This is a genomic window from Cupriavidus sp. WS (genome assembly GCF_000395345.1).
In the GTDB taxonomy this organism is placed as follows: Bacteria; Pseudomonadota; Gammaproteobacteria; order Burkholderiales; family Burkholderiaceae; genus Cupriavidus; species Cupriavidus basilensis_B.
This window is the reverse complement of the sequence record NZ_AQPL01000628.1, coordinates 1-1,687: the sequence shown is the minus strand read 5'-3', so window position 1 is coordinate 1,687 and position 1,687 is coordinate 1. Positions and strand designations below refer to the sequence as shown.

The following is a 1,687-nucleotide window of genomic DNA, read 5'->3' as shown; positions in this document are numbered from 1 at the left end:
GCATAACGCCGGCTCAAGTCGTGAAAATGGTCAAAAAAAATTGAGAGCACCGGCCTGCCGTCGGCTCAACCGTGAACCGACAGAACACTGCTTCGACGTGCTCAGCCGACGTATCCATCGCCCTGAACCAACACTCGTGCGTCGGTCGCACAATCAACAAATACCCCTGGCCCAGCACATTAGTCAGCTAGGCCTGTTGGACGGTGAAACAGTGCGCAGGAAATGGTTAATCCTCATCGTGCTTCCCATATATTTTCATGAAGATATCTATTCCTCGTCTGACCCGCTGCTTTATCTCATTCGCTTCCATGGGTTGCAGACCGTATTTGTTCCTTGTTGCGCGCTAAATGCTTTGCAAGATTGACAAGTAAGGATTATTCGGCGGTACTTTGCCGAATAAGGGCAGCGGATCACGAAGGAGATAGCCGTGCAACTGGCGTGACTTGCGCGATCCTGTAACGGAGCACGCCCAGACGTTTAGGCCATTGATGTGTTTGCGGTGCAACTGCAATTTCTCGAAACGCTTTTGCACCCATTGCCAATCCTGCTGGCTCTCTTGCTTAGCAAGCATGCCTACCTGCGGGTGCTCTCGTGCGTATCGCTGGAACACGCCTGGGCTGACCAGGTAAGCCGTGTCGCTCACGGTATGCACGAGCGCTTTCGCATCATTGATGATGAGCCGGCGCGAAACGATTCCCTGCTTCAGCCATGCCATGAAATGCTCGCCGGATGGCTGCGCAGTAGCGGACGATGGCGCAGCCGGGGGCACAGGCGATGGTGGTGAAGCTGCAGCCATCGCTGGCATAGGGGCTTCGGATGGTGTTGCGTCGGCCGCATGCGAGGTGGCCTCCTCATCCTGCTGCGTGCCGGACGAATTGCCCATTCCCACCATCGCCAGCATGTCCTCCAACACGTCGGGTACTGTTTGAGTCGCGGGCGACGGTACCGCGACGCTGCTGCTTTCCCATGGTGGCGCTTCTTGGCCTTCCTGGGTCGTTTCCGCGACGGCTGCCGGCTGGGCGACCGACTTATCGTTGGGTACGGCGTCGATCGCCACCGTCCCAGCGAAAGGAACGGGCCGTTCGCCTGGTTCCCATATCAGCGCGGGAGCGAGGCGCAACAGAGTGAACGAGTGGGACCACCCGGTCGCGCTGGTCACGGTCGCGCGCCAGACTGCTTTGCCGTCCGTCGTGGGATGCAACATGCCGTGATCCTGCAGCACGTTGAACACGGCGGTGTTGTTCGCGGGAATGCCGTCAATACCTTGGGACAGCAGATGCGCGCGCAGCTTGTCGGAAACCGTCTTGCTCACCAGCCATAGTGCGTCCTCGGTGAGCCAGCCATCAGAGGCCTCGGGCTGGTTCAGCTTCAACTCTTCCTTGAGCAGATAGCGCAACCCGTCCAGCAGTTTGCGCTGTAGCGCATGCTTGGGCGCGGCCATGGCGCGCGCCGGATCGCCGCCCAGCTCTTGGGCGACGGAGGCGCGGTCGGCCTGCACGACCAGCTCGCCCAGCACCCCGGCGTGCTCGTACTGGCCAGCCAGGACGTAGAGCAACGGCCCCCAAAGGGCGGGGTAGCCACTGAGCCAGTCCAGAAGCTGGGCGTCCAGCAGTTGGCGGTAGAGCAAGCCCGTTGCGGCGCTATGGAGGCGGTACTCGCGGTCCTCGCGGTAGCGGAAGCGGTACGG

Annotated in this window: 2 protein-coding genes; one reads left to right on the top strand and one right to left on the bottom strand. The window is 60.5% G+C overall.

The window, feature by feature from the left end:
- The coding region (locus tag K206_RS44530) for a hypothetical protein (RefSeq protein ID WP_231401736.1) at window positions 1–364 on the top strand (364 nt) is incomplete at its 5' end.
- Here the strand turns inward: K206_RS44530 and K206_RS0135865 are convergent.
- On the bottom strand, window positions 344–1,687 hold a 1,344-nt coding region (locus tag K206_RS0135865; protein WP_020207059.1), incomplete at its 5' end, for a helicase/relaxase domain-containing protein. The two genes, K206_RS44530 and K206_RS0135865, sit on opposite strands and share 21 nt — an antisense overlap.